Origin of the sequence: Rugamonas violacea (genome assembly GCF_016461825.1) — a bacterium.
Taxonomy (GTDB): domain Bacteria; phylum Pseudomonadota; class Gammaproteobacteria; order Burkholderiales; family Burkholderiaceae_D; genus Rugamonas.
The window spans coordinates 227,048-241,519 of record NZ_JAEMNU010000022.1 but is presented as its reverse complement, the minus strand read 5'-3'; the positions used below and the strand labels follow the sequence as shown (position 1 = coordinate 241,519).

9 protein-coding genes and 1 pseudogene are annotated in these 14,472 nt (G+C 63.8%); 4 read left to right on the top strand and 6 right to left on the bottom strand.

The window, feature by feature from the left end; genetic code table 11:
- Positions 1-452 (bottom strand): annotated as a pseudogene (locus tag H7U20_RS04745) (A24 family peptidase); the annotation flags it as partial.
- Between the two features lie 61 nt (positions 453-513).
- The gene (locus H7U20_RS04740; RefSeq protein ID WP_199518446.1) at positions 514-690 is read right to left on the bottom strand and encodes a Flp family type IVb pilin; all 177 of its coding nucleotides are present in this window, start codon (positions 688-690) and stop codon (positions 514-516) included.
- 522 nt (positions 691-1,212) lie between these two features.
- On the opposite strand from H7U20_RS04740, the gene H7U20_RS04735 reads away from it, so the two are divergent.
- Positions 1,213-2,256, top strand: a complete 1,044-nt coding sequence (locus tag H7U20_RS04735) for a GGDEF domain-containing protein (protein WP_199518445.1) — start codon at positions 1,213-1,215, stop codon at positions 2,254-2,256.
- Positions 2,257-2,278: 22 nt separating this feature from the next.
- On the opposite strand, the gene H7U20_RS04730 is transcribed toward H7U20_RS04735, so the two are convergent.
- Positions 2,279-3,499 (bottom strand): HD-GYP domain-containing protein, encoded by a 1,221-nt coding sequence (locus H7U20_RS04730; RefSeq protein ID WP_199518444.1) that lies wholly within the window; start codon positions 3,497-3,499, stop codon positions 2,279-2,281.
- Positions 3,500-3,662: 163 nt separating this feature from the next.
- On the opposite strand from H7U20_RS04730, the gene H7U20_RS04725 reads away from it, so the two are divergent.
- From H7U20_RS04725 to icmF, 3 genes are all read left to right on the top strand, one after another.
- A complete protein-coding gene (locus H7U20_RS04725; protein ID WP_199518443.1) occupies positions 3,663-4,598 on the top strand; it encodes a LysR substrate-binding domain-containing protein in 936 nt (311 codons plus the stop codon).
- Between the two features lie 225 nt (positions 4,599-4,823).
- On the top strand, positions 4,824-8,408 hold the full coding sequence (locus tag H7U20_RS04720; RefSeq protein WP_199518442.1) for an indolepyruvate ferredoxin oxidoreductase family protein: 3,585 nt from the start codon (positions 4,824-4,826) through the stop codon (positions 8,406-8,408).
- A gap of 114 nt (positions 8,409-8,522) precedes the next feature.
- Positions 8,523-11,813, top strand: a complete 3,291-nt coding sequence (gene icmF / locus H7U20_RS04715; protein ID WP_199518441.1) for a fused isobutyryl-CoA mutase/GTPase IcmF — start codon at positions 8,523-8,525, stop codon at positions 11,811-11,813.
- 140 nt (positions 11,814-11,953) lie between these two features.
- Here icmF and H7U20_RS04710 read toward each other — a convergent pair whose 3' ends face one another.
- From H7U20_RS04710 to H7U20_RS04700, 3 genes are all read right to left on the bottom strand, one after another.
- Positions 11,954-12,346 carry a cupin domain-containing protein gene (locus H7U20_RS04710; protein WP_199518440.1) on the bottom strand — a complete coding sequence of 131 codons (393 nt, stop codon included), beginning with the start codon at positions 12,344-12,346 and terminating at the stop codon, positions 11,954-11,956.
- Positions 12,347-12,435: 89 nt separating this feature from the next.
- Positions 12,436-13,245 carry an AraC family transcriptional regulator gene (locus H7U20_RS04705; protein ID WP_199518439.1) on the bottom strand — a complete coding sequence of 270 codons (810 nt, stop codon included), beginning with the start codon at positions 13,243-13,245 and terminating at the stop codon, positions 12,436-12,438.
- On the bottom strand, positions 13,246-14,412 hold the full coding sequence (locus tag H7U20_RS04700; RefSeq protein ID WP_199518438.1) for an ATP-binding protein: 1,167 nt from the start codon (positions 14,410-14,412) through the stop codon (positions 13,246-13,248). It abuts the gene before it with no gap.
- Between the last annotated feature and the right edge of the window lie 60 nt (positions 14,413-14,472).

Here is a 14,472-nt window from a genome sequence, read left to right as displayed (position 1 = left end):
CCGGGCGCCAGCGGGACTCTGCACAAGGGCACGCCCAGCAAACGCAGCAACGCCGGCTTGCTCATCGCCCACAGATTGTCCAAACCTTCACGACAGCGGCCGCTCAACACCAAGATGCCCAGCGCCATCAGGCCGCCGAACAAACAGGTCAGCAAGGCGATGTAGCAGGCCGCCCACGGCCCGGTGAAGGCGCCCACCATCGCCATCAGCTTGACGTCGCCGGCGGCCATGCCGCGCAGCAGATAAAGGGGCAGGAATAAAAAAAAGCCGGCCAAGATGCCGGCCAGCCATTGTGTCGCCGGCGCCCAGCGCGGGCCCGCCAGCATATGCAGTATCAAGGCCAGCGCCAGGCCGCTCAACACCAGAACGTTGGGGATCTTGCGCACCGCCAGATCGGTCACCGCCGCCTGCGTGACCAAACAGATCAAAATCACTTCGATTATGCCAATCATGCTCATCACCTCCGCGAAAATGACCTTCCGTCGCCGCGGCGACGGAAGGTCGGCCTGCCGGTCAAGGGGCCAAGGTGTCGGCAATCGCCTGGAACCTGTTCTGCAGCGCGGTGCTCACCGGGCCGAGCGCCGCCGCGATGGCGGCGGCCATCAGCGCCGCGATCAGGCCGTACTCGATCGCGGTGATCCCCTCTTCGTCGCGGCCAAACTCTTTTGCTGCTGCAATCAGTGCGTTCATGACAGACTCCTAATAAGTGATTGAAAAATAACTAAGCGAAACACTCTGGCTCCCCCCTGGCGCGCCACACAAACCCTGCCGCCGCCTGGCTTGCATCGCTACCGCTGCGCCATTGAAACCACTATAAAGTCTGCGGAGAAATTGAAGTTGACGCTGCGCAAGTTTTCCATGTGGAATTAATTTTCGACGGAATGCGCCAAGCTTGCGCCGCTCGCGGACAGCGCCGCTGGCCTATGTCAAACTGCGACGGTTTGTTGACGGGTACGCTCGATTGGGCCATCCAACACGCTTGGCTTGTGGCAAAAACCGGCGTATTGATGACAGAAATGTTTTTTTTTGCACACATGAATTGCCTATAATGCAAAAAGCCATTATCCTACTTGACTGTTCTTTGGAAAGGCCCCGTGCAATGCGTCGCAGTGCGCCTTACCGTCACCGGCAAAACAACGAGCAATATGGTGATAGGCGTGAACGGAACGTGGCTAGGCACAATGGTTGTGTGATTTTTTTCCAGAGAAGAAAATGGATTCCCTACTGAAACACATGGTGGACATGACCGGCCACCGCGATCACACGATGCTCGATATCTCGGTGATCTCGGCGGTGCAGGAGCTTGCCCATGCCAGCCAGACGCGGGTGCTCAGCCTGGCCATGGTGCGCGGCAAAATGTTCGTCCGGCCGCGCGCCATCATCACGGCCGGCCAGCCGGCCCGCATGGAAGAGAATCCCGATCCGTCCAGCCCCGGCGAGCCGATCACCAACTTCCCCGCCCTGGCCGCCTGCATCGCCCGCCACGAGACCAGCGCCGACGTCGCCAACGCGGCCGGCGAGCATACGCTGTGGCTGCCGATCTGGCTCGGCGACAAGGCCGACACCTGCCTGGAAATCGTCAACCCGACGCCCTACACCAGCGACACCATCCATGTCATCGGCGGCATCGTCAGCGTCTACCGCAACTTCCAGAACCTGCTCGACTACAGCGAGCGCGACTCGCTGACCGGCCTGCTCAACCGCAAGACCTTCGACGACCAGCTGGCCAAGATGTTGGCCGCCAGCACCGAACAGGACGCGCTGAACCTGCCCGGCGAACCGGAGCGGCGCCACCATTCGGACCAGGAGAAACAATGGCTGGCGGTGGTCGACGTCGACCATTTCAAACTGGTCAACGACAAGTTCGGCCACCTCTACGGCGACGAGGTGCTGATCCTCATCGCCAACCTGCTGACCTCCTCCTTCCGCGCCCAGGACCGGGTGTTCCGCTTCGGCGGCGAGGAATTCGTCGTGTTACTGCGTTCAACCACGCTGAACAACGCCAAAAAGATCATCGACCGCTTCCGCATGAACGTCGAGCAGCACGAGTTCCCCCAAGTCGGCAAGGTCACCGTCAGCGTCGGCTTCGTCAGCATCAGCTCCTTCGAGGCGCCGGTGATCATCCTCGGCCGCGCCGACCAGGCCTTGTATTACGCCAAGAGCCACGGCCGCAACCTGGCCTGCCACTACGACGAGTTGGTCTCGGGCGGCCAGTTGCAGACGGTCGAATCGAACGACACCGCCGAATTCTTCTAGCCGGGAAAGAGCGGCGCCGGCCTCAGGCCAGCGTCAGGAAGCGCATCGGGTCGACATTCCACTTGCTGGCCGATTCGTGGCCGACGATCTTGTCGCCGCCGCCGAAGCCCAAGCCGCGCGACAGGTCCACCGTCTCCGGCTTGATGTAGAGGTTCTGCTTGGTGTTGAAAAACACGTTCACCTTGGGCGCCAGCAGATTGGTCTCGTGCGGTTCGACCACCACGCCGAGCCGGCCCGACTCCAACATCACCATCGTGCCGACCGGATAGATGCCGACGCAGCGCATGAACTCCTGGGCGTAGTGGGGATTGAAATGGAACTTGCTCCATTCATAGATCTTGCGCAGGGCCGCCGCCGCCGACATGCCCTTGTGATAACAGCGATCGGCCGTGATCGCGTCGTATACGTCGACAATCGCCGCCATCTGCGCCAATTCGCTGATGGCGTCGCCGGCGAACTTGTCCGGATAGCCGCTGCCGTCGCGCCGCTCGTGGTGGTGCAAGGTGATATCCAGCGGAATCGGGCCGATCTCCGGTGATTTCAACAGGATCTCGTAGCCATCCTTCGGATGGCGTTTGATGATGGCGAACTCCTCGTCGGACAGCGGCCCCGGCTTGTTGAGGATGGCGTCCGGCACCAGCGCCTTGCCGGTGTCGTGCAGCAGGCCGCCCAGGCCGGCCTGGTGGGTCACGGCGGGATCCATGCCGCGCGAGCGGCAAAACGCCACCAGCAAGGTGCACACGCTGACCGAATGGAGGAAGGTGTAGTCGTCCTTGTTCTTGATGCGCAACAGACCAACCAGCGCGCCGGGATTGCGCAGGATCGATTCGGTGATGCTCTGCACCACCGGTTGCACCTGCTCCAGCTCGATCGCCTTGCCCAGCCGGGCGTCGCGCATCACCGTGCGCACCAGCGTCGCCGCCTGGTGGCGGATCTGCGTCGCGCGCGCCATCTCCTCGCCCAGCGAAACCCGCGTCACCACCACCGGCTTGGCCGCCAGCGCCGTCAGCTCGCGCTCGGTCTCCTCCTGCGCCTCGTCCAAGGTCGGCGCGTCCTGCACGTCCAGGCCCTTGCCGGCGTCGATGACGACGTCGTGGATGCCAGCGTTGACGATCTTGCGGATTTCGTCCTCGCTGCTGAGCAGGAAACGGTTGCGCACGAAGGGGTGGGTCATCCAGTCGCAGCTCAGGTCGTGGATATACATGCCAACCTTCAGCTGCGAGGAGTCAACTTTCTTGAGCATATAAGAACCCACAAATAAAGGCTGGAACGACGAAGGCTGGAACGACGGAACTTGTTAGAATGAGTATAGCAAACAGTTTCCACTAGGACTAATTTTGCTATATCAACAGATGTTTCCTGTCCACTCTTCCGCCGCAGCGCCGCCCATCTCCCGCTTCCCGCCTATGGAATTACGCCAACTCCGCTACTTTGTCGCCATCGTCGACCATGGCGCGCTGTCGCGCGCGGCACTGGTGCTGCACGTGGCGCAGCCGGCGCTGACCCAGCAGCTGCGCCAACTCGAGCAGGAACTCGGCGCCCAGCTGCTGCACCGCTCGGCCCACGGCGTGCTCAGCACCGACGCCGGCAAGGTGTTCTACGAGCACGCCCAGGCCATCCTCAAGCAGGTGGCCGACGCCAAGTCCGCCGTCACCCAGTCGGCCGAGCGGCCCTCGGGCAGTGTCACGCTGGGCCTGCCGCACAGCATTTCCGGCGCGCTGGCGCTGCCGCTGTTGATGGCCGCGCGCGCGCGCTACCCGGAGATCACGCTGCAGCTGACCGAGGAGTTGACCGGCAACCTGGCCGAGCAGCTCAAGTCCGGCCGCGTCAACCTGGCCGTGCTGCTCGACGACGGCCAGCTCGGCCCGTTCGCCTGCACGCCGCTGGTGGAGGAGGAACTGCGCTACATCTGCCGCGCCGATTCGGCCTTCGCCCAGCGCGGCGACAGCATCGGCCTGGCACAGGCGCTGAACGCCACCCTGATCCTGCCCGGCCTGCAACACGGCGTGCGGCCGCGCATCGAGAGCGTGGCGCGGGCGGCGGGCCTGTCGACCGCCAACGTGATCGAAATCAATTCCATCGCTATTTTGAAGTCGGCCCTGTTGGCCGACATGGGCGCCACCATCCTGCCGGCGGCGCCGCTGCTGGCCGAGCTGGAGCGCGGCGCGCTGGTCTCGCAAGCCATCCACAGCCCGGCGCTGTCCCGCACGGTGGTCTTGTGCGCGTCGAAAAACATTCCGCTGACCAATGCGGCGGCGGCGGTCGGCCGGCTGGTGCAACAGGTCAGCGCCGAGCTGTGCGCCAACGGCGTGTGGCTGGGCGCGACGGCCCTGCCGGCATAAGGCGCGGCCGCCGCCCCTCTCCAACCCATCATTTTTTCTTATACCCCCATCGCCCAACGGTATTTCCGTATACGTCAACCTGGCCGTACACTGGCCGCCACAGCGGGTTTTTTAAGCCTAAAATATCCGCAACGCCGCTAAAAACGCGGCTCCTGGCCCGAGTCTGGCGCGCCTACCCGGCGCTCCCAAGCCCGGGCGCGATCTGAACACCATTTGGAGACAGCCATGCCCGATACCACGGCACACGGCCCAGCAACGTCCACCCGAGACGATGGGACCGCCCCCGACCGCCTGACCAGCGTCAGCCTCGACGACAAATACACCGCCACCGCCGGCGACATCTTCCTGTCCGGCATCCAGGCGCTGGTGCGCCTGCCGATGCTGCAGCGCCAACGCGACCTGGCCGCCGGCCTGAACACCGCCGGCTTCATCTCCGGCTACCGCGGCTCGCCGCTGGGCGGCCTCGACGAGACCCTGTGGAAGGCCCAGCCGCACCTGGAGAAGCACCACGTCCAGTTCGTCCCCGGCGTCAACGAGGACCTGGCCGCCACCGCCGTCTGGGGCTCGCAACAGGTCGACCTGATCGGCGAGGCCAAGTACGACGGCGTCTTCGCCATGTGGTACGGCAAGGGACCGGGCGTCGACCGCTGCGGCGACGTCTTCAAACACATGAACCACGCCGGCACGTCCAAGCACGGCGGCGTGCTGCTGGTGGCCGGCGACGACCACGGCGCCTACTCGTCGACCCTGCCGCACCAGTCCGACCACCTGTTCTCCGCCTCGATGATCCCCCTGCTCTACCCCTGCAACGTGCAGGAGTACCTCGACCTGGGCATCCACGGCTGGGCCATGTCGCGCTTTTCCGGCTGCACGGTGGCCTTCAAGGCGCTGGCCGACACGGTCGAATCGTCCGCCTCGGTCGACGCCGACCCGTTCCGCGTCGACGTCAAGATTCCACAGGACTTCGTCATGCCCGAGGGCGGCCTGAACGCCCGCCTGTCGAGCATCCCCTTGGGCCAGCAGGCGCGCAACCAGGAAGCGCTGATGCAGGACTACAAGATCTACGCGGCGCTGGCCTACGCCCGCGAGAACAAGCTCAACCACACCACCATCACCAGCCCGGACGCCAAGCTGGGCATCATCGCCTCCGGCAAGTCCTACCTCGACGTGCTCGAAGCGCTCGAAGAACTCGGCATCGACGAGGACATGGCCGCCAAGGTCGGCCTGCGCCTGTTCAAGGTCGCCATGCCCTGGCCGCTGGAGCCGGACAGCGTGCGCGAGTTCGCCCAGGGCCTCGACGAGATCCTGGTGGTCGAGGAAAAACGCCAGATCGTCGAATACCAGTTGAAGGAACAGCTGTACAACTGGCGCGACGACGTGCGTCCGCGCGTCATCGGCAAGTTCGACGAGAAGGGCGAGTGGGTCGCGCCGCGCGGCGAATGGCTGCTCACCTCGAAGGCCGACTTCTCCGTCTCGCAGGTGGCGCGCGTCATCGCCAGCCGGGTCAAGCGGCTGATCTCCGACCCGGTCACCTGCGACCACATCAAGGCCCGCCTGAGCTTCCTCGACGCCAAGGACGCCGTGCTGAAGAAGGCCATCAACACGCCCTTCCGCCCCGCCTTCTACTGCTCCGGCTGCCCGCACAACACCTCGACCAAGGTGCCCGAGGGCAGCCTGGCGCTGGCCGGCATCGGCTGCCACGTGATGGCCACCTCGATCTACCCCGAGTTCAACAAGCTGACCACCCACATGGGCGGCGAAGGCGCGCCGTGGATCGGTCAGGCCGCCTTCTCCAAGATCCCCCACGTGTTCCAGAACCTGGGCGACGGCACCTACTTCCACTCCGGCTACCTGGCGATCCGCGCCGCCGTCGCGGCCAAGGTCAACATGACCTACAAGATCCTCTACAACGACGCGGTGGCGATGACCGGCGGCCAGCCGGTCGACGGCATCACCTCGGTGCCGATGATCGCCCAGCAGATGGCGGCCGAAGGCGTCAAGCGCATCGCCCTGGTGACCGAGGACCTGAACCGCTACACCGACCGCTCGGCGCTGCCGGCCATCGTCAGCCTGCACGACCGCAAGGACATGGACGCGGTGCAGCGCGAGCTGCGCGAGGTCGGCGGCGTCTCCGTGCTGATCTTCGACCAGACCTGCGCCGCCGAAAAGCGCCGCCGCCGCAAAAAAGGCGAATTCCCCGACCCGGCCAAACGCATGGTCATCAACGAAGCCGTCTGCGAAGGCTGCGGCGACTGCGGCATCCAGTCCAACTGCACCTCGATCCTGCCGAAGGAAACGGAGTTCGGCCGCAAGCGCACCATCGACCAGTCGTCCTGCAACAAGGACTACTCCTGCGTCAAAGGCTTCTGTCCGAGCTTCGTCACGGTCGAAGGCGGCGCGCTGAAAAAGACCAAGACCGGCGTCACCAAAAACAACGAGGACGACGGCTACGGCGCCCTGCCCGAGCCGACGCTGCCGGACTGCGAGCAGCCCTACAACATCCTCATCAACGGCATCGGCGGCACCGGCGTGATCACCGTCGGCGCCCTGATGGGCATGGCCTCCCACCTCGAAGGCAAGGGCGCCTCGGTGCTCGACATGACCGGCATGTCGCAGAAAAACGGCTCGGTCACCTCGCACGTCAAAGTGGCCAAGAGCCCGGCCCACCTGCGCGCCCAACGCATCGCCACCGGCGAGGCCGACCTGGTGCTGGGCTGCGACATGCTCACCGCCGGCGCCGCCGACGCCGTCTCGAAGATGCGTCCCGGCCGCACCATGGCCGTCATCAACCTGCACGAGCAACCGCCCGGCACCTTCGCCCAGAACGCCGACTGGCAGTACCCGGTCGACGAGGTGCGCGCGCTGATCAGCGAATCGGTCGGCGCCGCCGAGCACAACAGCGCCGACTTCATCGACGCCACCAAGCTGGCCACCGCGCTGATGGGCGACTCGATCGCCGCCAACCTGTTCATGCTGGGCTACGCCTGGCAGAAGGGCCGCATCCCGCTGAGCGAGGCGGCGCTGCTGCGCGCCATCGAGTTGAACGGCGTCGGCATCGCCTCCAACAAGAAAAGCTTCCTATGGGGCCGCCGCGCCGCCGTCGACTTCAAGCGCGTCGAGAAGATCGCCACGCCGACCCAGGCCATCGTCGTGCAGATGCCGCAAAGCCTGGAAAACGTCATCAAGAAGCGCGTCGAGTTCCTCACCGCCTACCAGAACGCCGCCTACGCCAACAGCTACGAGGCGCTGGTGGCCCAGGTGCGCGCCAAGGAGACGGCCCTGGGACTGGGCAACAAGCTGTCGACCGCCGTCGCCAAGTACTACTTCAAGCTGATGGCCTACAAGGACGAGTACGAGGTGGCGCGCCTGTACACCGACGGCCGCTTCGTCGAGCAGCTCAAGCAGCAGTTCGAGGGCGACTTCTCCATCAAGTTCAACCTGGCGCCGCCGCTGTTCGCCAAGAAGGACGCCAAGGGCCACCTGGTCAAGGCCGAATTCGGCTCGTGGATGTGGAGCGCCTTCAAGCTGCTGGCCAAGGCCAAGGGCCTGCGCGGCGGCACCTTCGACATCTTCGGCTACAGCGCGGAGCGCAAGATGGAACGCGCCCTGATCGTCGAGTACCGCCAGATGGTCGAGGGACTGCTGGGCAAACTGACGCCGGAAAACCACAACCAGGCGGTCGACCTGGCCAACCTGCCGGAAAAAGTGCGCGGCTTCGGCCATGTGAAGGAACTGGCCGTCGCCACCTTCCACGCCGAGAAGGCGCGCCTGCAGGCGGCCATCGACGGCGGCAGCCAGCACGCCGCCTAAGGGCGACAACTGCGCCGCGGCGCAGTTCCGCGCATGCCGGATTAGCTTGACGTTAACGTTAACGTCATATAATTTAGAACGCGACCCAGATCGCGCACGCACAACAAGGACACCATGAACGACCTCTCCGCTCCAAAAGTCGCCGCAGCGCCCGAACAGCCCAAGCTGGCCAACAAAGTCCGCTTTGTCACCGCCGCCTCGCTGTTCGACGGCCACGACGCCTCGATCAACATCATGCGTCGCATCCTGCAATCGAACGGCGTGGAAGTGGTCCACCTGGGCCACAACCGCTCGGTCGACGAGGTCGTCACGGCGGCGCTGGCCGAGGACGTGCAGGGCATCGCCATCTCCAGCTACCAGGGCGGCCACGTCGAATACTTCAAGTACATGATCGACCTGCTGCGCCAGCGCGGCGGCGCCCACATCAAGGTGTTCGGCGGCGGCGGCGGCGTCATCGTGCCCGACGAAATCGCCGACCTGCACGCCTATGGTGTCACCAAGATCTTCAGCCCCGAGGACGGCCAGCGCATGGGCCTGGTGGGCATGATCCAATGGATGGTGCAGCAATGCGACATCGACCTGTCGCAATATTCGCCGACCACGCTGGCGCCGCTGCGCGCCGATGCCAACATCGGCGAACGCCACCGCCCGCTGGCCCAGCTGATCACCGCGCTGGAAAACGACAAGGCCTCCCCCGCCCTGCGCGCCGAGCTGCTGGCGGCGGCGGCCGGCCTGGCCGTGCCGACCCTGGGCATCACCGGCACCGGCGGCGCCGGCAAGTCCTCGCTGACCGATGAACTGATCCGCCGCATCCGCCTCGACCAGGGCGACGCCATCGACATCGCCATCATCTCGATCGACCCGTCGCGGCGCAAGTCCGGCGGCGCGCTGCTGGGCGACCGCATCCGCATGAACGCCATCAACCCGTGGAACGGCAAGGCCAGCGTGTTCATGCGCTCGCTGGCCACGCGCGAAGCCGGCTCGGAGATCTCGCAGGCCCTGCCCGACGTGATCGCCGCCTGCAAGGTGGCCGGCTTCGACCTGGTCATCGTCGAAACCTCCGGCATCGGCCAGGGCGACGCCGCCATCGTGCCGCACGTCGACGTCTCGATGTATGTGATGACGCCCGAATTCGGCGCCGCCTCGCAGCTGGAAAAAATCGACATGCTCGATTTCGCCGACTTCATCGCCATCAACAAGTTCGACCGCAAAGGCTCGCTCGACGCCCTGCGCGACGTCGCCAAACAGTACCAGCGCAACCGCGAAATGTGGAGCAAACGGCCCGACGAAATGCCGGTCTACGGCACCCAGGCGTCGCGCTTCAACGACGACGGCGTCACCGCGCTGTACCAGGGCCTGCTGCCCAAGCTGGCCCAGTTCGGCCTGAAAACGGCCGCCGGCAAGCTGCCCGCCGTCGACGTCAAATTCTCCAGCGGCAAACACGTCATCGTGCCGCCGGCGCGCGCCCGCTACCTGGCCGAAATCGCCGACACCGTGCGCGGCTACCACAAGTTCACCCGCAAGCAGGTGACGCTGGCGCGCGAACGCCAGCAACTGTCCGAAGCCAAGCGCATGCTGGCGCTGGCGCAGAAGCACGCCGACTTCGACGAGCTGATCGTCGAACGCGACGGCGCCATGGACGGCGGTGCCAAGAAGCTGCTGGCGCAGTGGCCCGACCTGCAAGCGGCCTACGCCGGCGACGACTACGTGGTCAAAATCCGCGACAAGGAAATCCGCACCCGCCTGATCCAGCACACCCTGTCCGGCACCAAGATCCGCAAGGTCGCCCTGCCGCGCTACGAGGACCACGGCGAGATCCTGCGCTTCCTGATGCTGGAAAACGTGCCCGGTTCCTTCCCCTTCACCGCCGGCGTGTTCGCCTTCAAGCGCGAAGGCGAAGACCCGACCCGCATGTTCGCCGGCGAAGGCGACGCCTTCCGCACCAACCGCCGCTTCAAGCTGGTCTCGACCGGCATGGACGCCAAACGCCTGTCCACCGCCTTCGACTCGGTCACCCTGTACGGCGCCGATCCGGCGCTGCGGCCCGACATCTACGGCAAGGTCGGCAACTCCGGCGTTTCCATCGCCACGCTCGACGACATGAAGGTGCTGTACGACGGCTTCAACCTGTGCAGCCCGAGCACCTCCGTGTCGATGACCATCAACGGCCCGGCGCCGACCATCCTGGCGATGTTCATGAACACCGCCATCGACCAGCAGGTCGACAAGTTCGTCGAAGAGAACAAGCGCCAGCCCAGCGCCGACGAGGCGGCCAAGATCCGCGCCTGGGTGCTGCAGAACGTGCGCGGCACCGTGCAGGCCGACATCCTCAAGGAAGACCAGGGGCAGAACACCTGCATCTTCTCGACCGAGTTCTCGCTGAAGGTGATGGGCGACATCCAGGAATACTTCGTCCACCACGAGGTGCGCAACTTCTACTCCGTGTCGATCTCCGGCTATCACATCGCCGAGGCCGGCGCCAACCCGATCTCGCAACTGGCCTTCACGCTGTCGAACGGCTTCACCTTCGTCGAAGCCTACCTGGCGCGCGGCATGCACATCGACGACTTCGCGCCCAACCTGTCGTTCTTCTTCTCCAACGGCATGGACCCGGAATACACGGTGCTGGGCCGCGTCGCCCGCCGCCTGTGGGCGGTGGCCATGCGCGACAAGTACGGCGCCAACGACCGCAGCCAAAAGCTCAAGTACCACGTCCAGACCTCGGGCCGCTCGCTGCACGCGCAGGAGATCGACTTCAACGACATCCGCACCACCTTGCAGGCGCTGATCGCCATCTACGACAACTGCAATTCGCTGCACACCAACGCCTACGACGAGGCGATCACCACGCCGACCGACGAGTCGGTGCGCCGCGCATTGGCGATTCAATTGATCATCAACCGCGAATGGGGCCTGGCCAAGAACGAGAATCCGAACCAGGGTTCCTTCATCATGGACGAGCTGACCGACCTGGTGGAGGAGGCGGTGCTGCAGGAGTTCGAACGCATCGCCGAACGTGGCGGCGTGCTCGGCGCGATGGAAACCGGCTACCAGCGCGGCAAGATCCAGGAAGAGTCGATGTTGTACGAGCACCAAAAGCACGACGGCACCCTGCCCATCATCGGCGTCAACACCTTCCGCAATCCGAAGGCCAACGACACGCCGCAGAAGATCGAGCTGGCCCGCTCCACCGACGACGAGAAGCAATCGCAACTGACCCGCCTCGACGACTTCCACGCCCGCAACGCGGCCGCAGCGCCGCAGGTGCTGGCGGCCTTGCAGCAGGCCGCCATCGACAACGCCAACGTGTTCGAGAAGCTAATGGACGCCGTGCGCGTCTGCTCGCTGGGGCAGATCACCACCGCGCTGTTCGAGGTCGGCGGACAGTACCGCCGCAATATGTAAGCCAGGGGCGGGGAAGGTTCAGGCGGCGGCTGGCAGATCAAGCCGTCCGCCCTCCCCGGATCGAAAGAAGGGAAAGTACGTCATCGGACAACGCTCTCTGGCGAAGGCGTATTTTTCAATACCGGCAATGCATCCGGCACTCAAATCCAAACATCGCTCACGCTCGTTCTCTCGCCGCCCTCACTTCCCGTATTCAACACACCGCGTGGTTCAATCAGAAGAAGCTTGACCTCGTTCTTTGCGAACGGTTTATGTTCGACACCCTTGGGCACAATGAACATTTCACCTTGCGACACAAGAACCTGACCATCACGAAAATCAATGCGCAACTGCCCTTCCAGAACGATAAAGGTCTCGTCCGTTTCAGCATGGGCATGCCAGATAAAATCACCTTGCAGCCTCACCACCTTGAATTGGTAGTCGTTCATCTCGGCGATGACTTTGGGTGACCACTGTTCATTGAAGAAGCCGAATTTTTCAGTGAAGTTGATGCTGTTGTATTTTTTTGTGTTTGAGGTTTGCGCGGTATTCATGGGACTCGTCCTTTTTCCTGTGAGCAGACGTCAAGGATAGCGAAAGTAGACCGGCGACTCTTGTACGATTGTGCGAAGGTCCAGGAAGCTCAAGGAGTAATCGCCGAGCCTATGCCGCGTATTTTCAGCCAACGCGACGGCGCCAAGCCGTAGGTTTTACTGAAGTGCCGACTCATGTGGCTTTGATCGGTAAAACCAGCGCTCAGCGCGGCATTGACCAGTGAATGGCCGTGAATCAGCAGTGTCTTGACCAGGTCGAGGCGGCGCATGGTCAGATATCGGTATGGGCTGGTTCCGAAAAGCAGCCGGAAGTCACGCGACAGGCTCCAGCGATCCCGCCCGCTATGCTCAGCCAATTCCTTGAGCGTGATAGTTCGCTCCATCGCGCTATGGATGAATTCCCGCGCCGTCTCCGCCGCCCGGTAATCGAAGTTTTGTTTGTGTTGGAGAACACCTGAAATCGAACTCAAGGCATGGGCAAGATCAAACAATGCGTCATCTTCCTCCAGTGCATCAATAGGCGAATCCATACTCTGGAGCAATGTATTTGTCGCGGCATAGAGGCGCGGATCGGCCGATATGCCGTCCTTGATGAAGGGTAACGGCTTACCACCAAGAATCTGTTGAATGAGTGCCGGTTCGACATAAACCATTCGATATTGAAAACCATCGTCGGTCCCCGCCTGTCCGTCATGGGCTTCGTCGGGATGCAAAACAATCGTTCCGCCGGGAAGGCTGTGGCGCTCCCTGCCACGGTATAAAAAGCTCTGAACCCCGGCAAGAGTCCGCCCTATCGCATAGGTGTCGTGGCGATGAAGACCGTAGGCGCTACCCGAGAAGAAGGCCTCGATACGCTCCAGCCTACCGGAACTTGGCGCGCGATGAATCCAATTGCTCAATCAATCGCCCTCCATCTCGGCGCCGCCCATCATCTGCGGCGCCGCCAGCAGCCACTCGCCCAGCTGGTGGTCTTCGATCTCATACACGCCGCGGCCGACCTGGTAGATGATCTGCTCGGCCAGCAGGCGCTCGACGGCCACCTGCACCTGGCGCGCCGACAGCGGCTCGCCTTCCAGCCCGATCGCCAGCGCCAGCCCGGTGCGCGTCTCGTCCGCGTACAGCGGCGCGCGTGCCACGATGACGCGGATCACCTCACGATCCAGGGGACGCATCCCCAGCAGCCGCTGGGCGTAGCCGGACGCCTCGCGCGCCTCGGCCAGCACACCCTGCGCCACGCCGGCGATGTCGACGCCACCCATTTTCATCACCCGCTCCACCGCATCGTGGAACAAGCCGGGCGTGCTGCCCAGCGCCAGGAAGGCGGCGTTGGCCTGCTCCAGCACCAGCTCGCGGCCGGTGGCCTGCCTGAACGCGCCGGCCATGAAGGCGACGAAGCCGGCGTCCAACTCGGGGAAGTCGGTGCTCTGGCTGAACTGGAACAGCGGCGCCTTGATCTGGCTGAACATCATCTGCAAGCGGTTGCGCGACGAGCCGGTAAAGATGGTCTTGACCGACTTCTTGCGCACGTCCAAGGTGGTGCGCAGCGCCGCCACCAGCTCCTGAAACTCCGGCTTGGCCAGATGCTGGATCTCGTCGAAGGCGATCAGCACCTTGCCCTTCGAGGCGGCGACAACGCTATCGATCAACTCCGGCAAACGCTGCAACTGGGCTTGGCTGCCGCCGTCCTTGGCGTTGAACTCGGCCTCCGCCTTGACCTTGCCGACGTGGCTCAGCTCGAATTCCAGGCTGGTCTTCTTGAAGGGGCGCAGCAGACGGTGCTGCAATTTGGCGCCCAAGGTCTTCGGCTTGGCCGCCTCGGCCAAGGCGGCCAGCAGGGCCGCCAGCGGATCGGAGCGGTTCTGCCACATGCTGCAGTAGACGGTCAGATAGCCGGCCGCCTCGGCCGCCGGCAGCAAATCGTCCAGCAGAAACTCGGTCTTGCCCTTGCGGCGAGGGGCAAACAGCACCAGCGACGCAATCAATCCGGCACGCAAAGTGTCCAGATAGCCCTGCGCCAACGCCGTGCGCGGATAGTGCCAGTCGATCTCGGCAGTGTGATTTACCATGAATTACCGCCATCGCTTGTAATTACAATTTTCTATTGTAATTCATTGTAAAGCGTTGCG

Excerpts from the sequence above, each read along its gene's own strand:
- H7U20_RS04740 (WP_199518446.1), bottom strand. The coding sequence starts at position 690 with ATGAACGCACTGATTGCAGCAGCAAAAGAGTTTGGCCGCGACGAAGAG.
- H7U20_RS04735 (WP_199518445.1), top strand. The coding sequence starts at position 1,213 with ATGGATTCCCTACTGAAACACATGGTGGACATGACCGGCCACCGCGAT.
- H7U20_RS04730 (WP_199518444.1), bottom strand. The coding sequence starts at position 3,499 with ATGCTCAAGAAAGTTGACTCCTCGCAGCTGAAGGTTGGCATGTATATC.
- H7U20_RS04725 (WP_199518443.1), top strand. The coding sequence starts at position 3,663 with ATGGAATTACGCCAACTCCGCTACTTTGTCGCCATCGTCGACCATGGC.
- H7U20_RS04720 (WP_199518442.1), top strand. The coding sequence starts at position 4,824 with ATGCCCGATACCACGGCACACGGCCCAGCAACGTCCACCCGAGACGAT.
- icmF (WP_199518441.1), top strand. The coding sequence starts at position 8,523 with ATGAACGACCTCTCCGCTCCAAAAGTCGCCGCAGCGCCCGAACAGCCC.
- H7U20_RS04710 (WP_199518440.1), bottom strand. The coding sequence starts at position 12,346 with ATGAATACCGCGCAAACCTCAAACACAAAAAAATACAACAGCATCAAC.
- H7U20_RS04700 (WP_199518438.1), bottom strand. The coding sequence starts at position 14,412 with ATGGTAAATCACACTGCCGAGATCGACTGGCACTATCCGCGCACGGCG.